This window comes from Mesorhizobium sp. M0152, assembly GCF_040322415.1.
In the GTDB taxonomy this organism is placed as follows: domain Bacteria; phylum Pseudomonadota; class Alphaproteobacteria; order Rhizobiales; family Rhizobiaceae; genus Mesorhizobium.
Map to the genome: position 1 here is coordinate 66452 of NZ_JAMYTH010000031.1, position 6417 is coordinate 72868.

The 6417-nt window shown below is 64.3% G+C and carries 7 protein-coding genes; 6 read left to right on the top strand and 1 reads right to left on the bottom strand.

Annotation, left to right across the window (positions count from 1 at the left end; all coding sequences use genetic code 11):
- Positions 1–217: 217 nt before the first annotated feature.
- The 5 genes from NKJ26_RS25310 to NKJ26_RS25330 all read left to right on the top strand — a co-directional run bounded on the left by NKJ26_RS25310 (position 218) and on the right by NKJ26_RS25330 (position 4485).
- A complete protein-coding gene (locus NKJ26_RS25310; protein ID WP_352604250.1) occupies positions 218–1105 on the top strand; it encodes a sugar phosphate isomerase/epimerase family protein in 888 nt (295 codons plus the stop codon).
- Between the two features lie 61 nt (positions 1106–1166).
- On the top strand, positions 1167–2336 hold the full coding sequence (locus NKJ26_RS25315) for a mandelate racemase/muconate lactonizing enzyme family protein (protein ID WP_352697908.1): 1170 nt from the start codon (positions 1167–1169) through the stop codon (positions 2334–2336).
- A gap of 2 nt (positions 2337–2338) precedes the next feature.
- Positions 2339–3058 (top strand): FadR/GntR family transcriptional regulator, encoded by a 720-nt coding sequence (locus NKJ26_RS25320; protein WP_027023591.1) that lies wholly within the window; start codon positions 2339–2341, stop codon positions 3056–3058.
- A gap of 14 nt (positions 3059–3072) precedes the next feature.
- A complete protein-coding gene (locus tag NKJ26_RS25325; RefSeq protein ID WP_352697918.1) occupies positions 3073–4053 on the top strand; it encodes a hydroxyacid dehydrogenase in 981 nt (326 codons plus the stop codon).
- Positions 4054–4095: 42 nt separating this feature from the next.
- Positions 4096–4485, top strand: a complete 390-nt coding sequence (locus tag NKJ26_RS25330; protein WP_352697910.1) for a hypothetical protein — start codon at positions 4096–4098, stop codon at positions 4483–4485.
- Between the two features lie 9 nt (positions 4486–4494).
- Here the strand turns inward: NKJ26_RS25330 and NKJ26_RS25335 are convergent, their stop codons facing one another.
- Entirely contained in the window at positions 4495–5805 is a 1311-nt protein-coding gene (locus NKJ26_RS25335; protein ID WP_352697912.1) for an amidase, read from the bottom strand.
- Between the two features lie 113 nt (positions 5806–5918).
- Between NKJ26_RS25335 and NKJ26_RS25340 the strand changes: the two genes are divergently transcribed.
- Entirely contained in the window at positions 5919–6266 is a 348-nt protein-coding gene (locus tag NKJ26_RS25340; protein ID WP_352697914.1) for a GFA family protein, read from the top strand.
- Positions 6267–6417: the final 151 nt, after the last annotated feature.

Consider the following 6417-nt stretch of genomic DNA (forward strand, 5'->3'; position numbering starts at 1 on the left):
ATCCCAATGTAATCAAAGAAATAATACACGCAGAAAGTTACGTTCCCGTGCTTCTTGCCGCCCACGGCAATTTGCTGTAGACCTCACTTCAGGCCCAATTGGTCGAACCAGTTCACGGGAAAAAGGCTGGGGATGCCTTGGGGAGGAGCCTTGCGTCGCCCTTTTGGCGATGCACGTCGCAGGCGAACCATACGGACGAATTTGGGAAGGACAGGCCATGCATCTTTCGACGCACAACTGGATGCGAGCGGAGCCGTTGGAGACGACGCTCAAGCGCATCAAGAAACTCGGCTATGAGTCGATCGAGATTTCCGGCGAGCCCGAGCAGTACAAGACCACGGAAACGCGGGCTCTGTTGAAAGAGCATGGCATCCGCTGCTGGGGATCGGTGACCCTGATGCTGGGCGAACGCAACCTCGCCGCCAAGGACCAGGGCCAGCGTGAGCGCTCCGTGCAATATGTCAGGGACGTGCTGACTATGGTCAGCGAACTGGACGGCGAGATCATAACATTGGTCCCGGCGACGGTCGGCAAGGTGGTGCCGGACGGCACCGAGGAAGAGGAGTGGAAGTGGGTTGTCGACGCGACCCGTGAGTGCTTCACCCACGCCAAGAAGGTCGGCGTCAGGATTGCCGTCGAACCGCTCAACCGCTTCGAGACCTATCTGTTCAATCGCGGCGCCCAGGCGCTGGCGCTGGCCGACGCGGTCAGCCCTGAATGCGGCGTCTGCCTCGACGCCTACCACATCCACATGGAGGAGTTTAACGTCCATGACGCCATCCGCCAGGTCGGCAAGCGCCTGTTCGACTTCCATGTCGCCGACAACAATCGCTTCGCCGCCGGCCTCGGCCAGATCGACTGGCCGAAGATCGTCGCGACCTTGCGGGAAGTCGGCTATGACGGCGCGTTGACCAATGAGTTCGTCGCCCCGGTCGACCGCACGCCGGCCGCACCCTATCCAGACATGGTCGAACGTCACCCGGTCGACATCTCGCCTGAGCAACTGAAATTTATTCAGGATCACGGCTCCAGCGTGCTGACCGAAAAATTCTACACGGACCAGATGCGCATCACCGCCGAGACGCTGCTGCCGCTGATCAAGTAGTCGACTGCCTGTTGGGAAATTTGCCCTTCCGCCCTGACCGGCGGCAGAGCTGGGGAAGACCATGCGTATCAAGACCGTCCAAGCCTGGTGGGTCCGCATCCCGATCGAAGCCGCTCGGCAACACCGCAGCGACTTCGGTCAGGTGACGACTTTTGACGCCGCCATCCTGCGCATCGAGACGGATGACGGGCTGATCGGCTGGGGCGAAGGCAAGAACGCCGCCGGCAGCGCCGGCAGCTATGGCGCCCTTGTCCATATGCTGAACCACGAGGTCGGGCCGCAGCTGATCGGCCGTGACCCGGCCGACATCGGCGTCATCTGGGAGATGCTCTATAACGGCGTGCGCCATGACAGTGCGGCGCATGCCGGCCACGCCATGCCGCAGTTGGCGCGGCGCGGCATGAGCATCGCCGCCATCAGCGCTGTCGACATCGCACTCTGGGACATTTTGGGCAAATCGCTTGACGTGCCGGTCTGGCGGCTGCTGGGCGGCCGTAAGCTCGACCGCATGCAGGCCTATGCCTCCGGCGGCTGGGCGTCCGCCGACGCCATTGGCGAGCAATTGCAATCCTACATCGCCAAGGGCGGCTTCAAGGCGCTGAAGATGCGGGTCGGCGCCATGGATGGCGCCGCCCATGTTTCGGCCGCCCGCGTGCGCGCCGCGCGCCAGGCGCTCGGCCCCGATGTCGAGCTGATGGTCGATGCCCACGGCACGTATACGGTTGCGGAGGCCAAACGCTTTATCCATCTCGTCAACGACCTCGATCTCGCGTGGTTCGAGGAGCCTGTGATCGCCGACGACAAGTCTGGCCTCGCGGAAGTGCGCGCCTCCGGCGCCGTTCCTATCGCGACCGGCGAAAGCGAGGCGACCCGCTATGCCTTCCGCGACCTCGCCGTGCTCAAGGCAGCCGACATCTTCCAGCCCGATCCCGCCTTCTGCGGCGGCATCAGCGAGGCGATGAAGATCGGCACCATCGCCAGCGCTTTCAATTTGCGCTTCGCGCCGCATCTATGGGCCGGCGCACCTTGCTTCTTCGCCGGGCTGCATGTCTGTGCCGCCTCGCCATCGAGCTTCACCGTCGAATATTCGCTCGGTGCCAATCCGATGATCCACGATCTGATCGAGGAGACTGTCGAAGCAGCGGACGGTATGATAGCGATCCCCGAAAAGCCGGGTCTGGGATTCACCATTTCGGAGCGGTTCCTGGAGGCGCACGCGCAACGCGATTGACGATGAAAGAAAAAAATCTTCTCGCGGAACTCGCCGCCTACCTGTTCTCCCACTCTGACAAGGAGACGGGCCGCACGCCGTCGGAACGTGAACTGGCGGAGCGTTTCGGCGTCAGCCGCGGTCAGATCCGCGAGGCGCTGGCCATTCTCGAAGCCATGCGCATCGTCGAGCGGCGAGCCAAGTCCGGAATCTATGTCGACACAAAGCAGGCCAGCGTCGAGGCGCTCGCACTGTTCGCACGCGCCGGCCTGCCGCTTGACCCGTTGCAGATCTACGAGACGGTCGAATTGCGCAAGATCCACGAAATCAAGGCCGCGGAGCTCGCCTGCTCACGCGCCACCGAGGAGAATTTCGAACGGCTGCGCGAGATCCTGAAAGCGTCCGAAGCGCGCATCGCCGCAGGCGAAGGTCTCGCCAAGGAGGACCGCGAGTTTCATCTCGAGATCGTGCGCGCCACCAAGAATAGCGTCTTCCACAACATTTGTAGCGTCTACTATCTGATGGGTGAGCAGCGCCTTCCGATCTATTTCAACGATCCGGAGCGGAGCGTGCGTTCACATGCCGAGCACGTGCAGATCTACGAGGCGCTGCTGCGCCGCGACGGCAATCTCGCCCAGGCGCTGATGAGCGCCCACCTGCAAGGCGCGGAAAGCTACTGGAAGGGCCTGATCGAGGGCGGCAATGCGGTTGCGCCCACGAGCCCGACGCTCGAAAAGGCCTGACCGTGGCCCAGACCGTGCCAAAGATCCTGTCGACCCATCCGCTACACCCGCGCGCCTCGGCCAAGCTGGCGGGCGCCGGCCAACTCGTCATCGCTTCGGGGCTCGACGCCGGCACCCTCGCCAAGGAGGCGAAGGACGCCGACGTCGTCATCGTGCGCGCACCACTGCCACCGGTGCTGTTTGAAGGAGCTTGGAGGCTGAGGGCGGCGATCCGTCACGGCGCCGGGCTCGACATGATCCCGATGGAAGCAGCTTTCGCGGCCGGCGTGCTGGTGGCCAACGTGCCTGCGGTCAACGCCCGCTCGGTCGCCGAACACGTGATGTTCGCGGCGCTCGCATTGCTGCGCAATTTCCGCGTCGTCGACCGCGACTTGCGCACGAAAGGTTGGCTCGCCGGCCGCGAGCACGCCAACGCCAACAGTGAGCTTGCCGGCAAAACCATCGGCATCGTCGGCCTCGGCGCTGTCGGTCAGGCCGTCGGCCATATCGCCGCGCATGGCTTCGACCTGAAAGTGGTGGCAACGACGCGCAGCATGCAGCCGGCGCCGGACAAGGTCGGCTTCCTTTCGATCGATGCGCTGGTCGAGCAAAGCGACATCATCGTCCTGTGCTGCCCGCTGACGCCGGAAACGCGCGGCCTGATCAGTCGCGAGCGCATTGCCCGCATGAAACCCAATGCGCTGCTGGTCAACGTGTCGCGCGGACCGGTTGTCGACGACGACGCACTGATCGAGGCCTTGCAGAAACGCCGCATCGGCGGCGCCGCCCTCGACGTGTTTTCAACGCAGCCGCTGCCGTCAAATCATCCCTATTTCGGCTTCGACAATGTCATCATCACCCCGCATATGGCAGGGATCACCGAGGAATCGATGATGCGCATGGGCGTCGGCGCGGCGGGTGAAACCCTGCTGGTGCTGGCCAACAAACTGCCGGTCAATCTGCGTAACCCCGAAGTGGTCGACCACTACCGGCGGCGGTTTCCAGCCGATACATAGCGCATCGCGGTTTCGCCCCAATTCTTCGCGACGTTGAGAACCATGTTCGCTCTTCGCCTCGCATTTCTAGGCGTTGCCGCCGCGTCGATCTGCGCCCTGCCCGCATTCGCCGCGGCCGAGAGCAGCTATGTCTATTGCGACAACGGACTGCGCTGCTTCAAGGCGCCATGCCCGTCGAACAGTGCGCTTGACCTTGCCACCGGCCAGATCGCCAAGGGCGTGTCGATCGACGCCAGCCGATTGCCGCAGGCCGACAAGGCGATAACGGATCAGTCCGACGTGCTTTACGCCGGGAAGATCGTTGTCAGGGGCTCGATCGAGCACCGCACCCAGACCATCACCGGCAAGGGCTACAACCTGCCCTGGCTGGTCGCGACCCGCATCGTGCGCACCGCCAAGGACAGCGAACGCAAGCACTGTTCATCGCATTAATCGCGGATTTCAGTGCATTGCCGATCGGCTGCCCAGCAGCGCTTCGACTTCGGCAGCAATTCGCAGCAGGCGCCCGTCATGGCCGTTGCGCGCCACCAGCATCAGCCCCGCCGGTCGCCCCGTGCCTGGCATCGGCAACGAAATCGCGCAGAGGTCGAACTGGTTGGCGACCTGCGTATTGCGCAGCAGCAGGCCCTCGACGCGGTCGCGCAGCTCGGCGTCTTCCGCCATCGAAACGATGGTCGGCGCCGTCACCGGTGTGGTCGGCAGGGCCAGCACATCGACCGACGCCAACCGCTCGTCCATGGTCATACAGAGTGCTACGCGACGGCGCATTGCCCTGATGTAGACCGGGATCGGCAGCATTGCCGCCCGCGACAGGGGCCCGCTCACGTGCGGGTCGACCGGCGCGGACGCTCCCGTCGCCAGCCAATCCGCATGCACTTCAGCCCCTTCCATCGCGGCGATCGAACCACGCTTGGTGGCCGTGCGCAGGTCCGCGATCATATCGTCGACCGACAGGTCCGCTATGTGCGCGCCCGCCAGCTCGATCTTGCCGAGACAGCGCTCGAAACTGGCCGCAATCTCGCCTTCCGTATCTTCGAAAAGACCGCCGCGCGGGATGCCAATGCGAAGCCCAGCGAGCGGTATCGGCACCAGCGGCGCCGACGCCTCGCCGGCCATCACCGCGCCGGCAGCGGCGCATTGGGCGACGGTCCGGGCAAGCGGCCCGATCGAGTCCAGTGTAGCCGATAACGGAAAGGCACCGCCGAGAGGCACTCGCCGCGCCGTCGGTTTGAAACCGACAACGCCGTTGAGCGATGCCGGAATGCGCACCGATCCGCCGGTGTCGGAACCGATCGATATTTCGCTCGTCCCCTCGCCGACCGAAACACCGGCACCCGACGAGGAACCGCCGGGAATGCGGCTGGCATCGAGGGCATTGCCAGGCGTGCCATAGTGCTGGTTGTCACCAATCGCGGTGAAGGCGAATTCGGTCATGTTGGTCTTGCCGATGATCACCGCCCCGGCCTGCCGCAACCGGGCGACGATGATAGCGTCGCGCTGGGCGGGCGCGGTGTCCCTGAGCATCAGCGAGCCGGCCGTGGTCGGTTCGCCGGAGACATCGAACAGATCCTTGATCGAGACAATGGTGCCGTCGAGCGGCCCGAGCGTGACGCCGGCTCGCTTGCGGGCATCACTGGCGTCAGCCGCTGCCCGCGCGGCCTCCGTATAGAGCTTCGTGAACACGCGTTCCTCGCCGGCGCGGGCGGCGAGGCGCGCCAGGACAATTTCCAGATGGTCGCGGATTGATTGCATTTTCGGTGTAGGACTCCGGACGTATTGAACGTCTTAAGGGTAGCGGCATGCTTTGCCGAGACTTAACCCGACGCAGGCGGTTTTGCACCCCTGCCGGACGCAAGGAGAAGCCGATGTTCTACAAAGGCAGCTGCCATTGCGGCAGGGTCGCCTTCGAATTCGAGGCCGAACTGACCGGCGCCGTACGGTGCAATTGTTCGATCTGCTCGCGCAAGGGCGCCCTGTTGTGTGCCATCCCGCATGAGAGCCTGACCATTCTTGCTTGGGGCGATGATCTCGGCACCTACACATTCGGCAACCATGCCATCGCACACCGCTTCTGCCGCAGCTGCGGAATCCACCCCTTCGCCGAGGATGTCCGCTCGGGCAGTGACCGTAGTGCCTACATCAACATCAACTGCGTCATTGATCTGGATACCTCCACCTTGCCGATCTTCAACTTCGACGGGCGTGACGTCTGAGTTCACCGGCACCCGTCGCATCGGCCATATTCCGCTTCGTTCGTCGCTATTACCACAACGGCAGCGGGGCGCCCCCCGCCCGGGGGGTGGGGGGGGGGGGGGGGGGGGGGGGGGGGGGGGGGGGGGGGGGCGCGGGGGGGCGCGGGCGGGG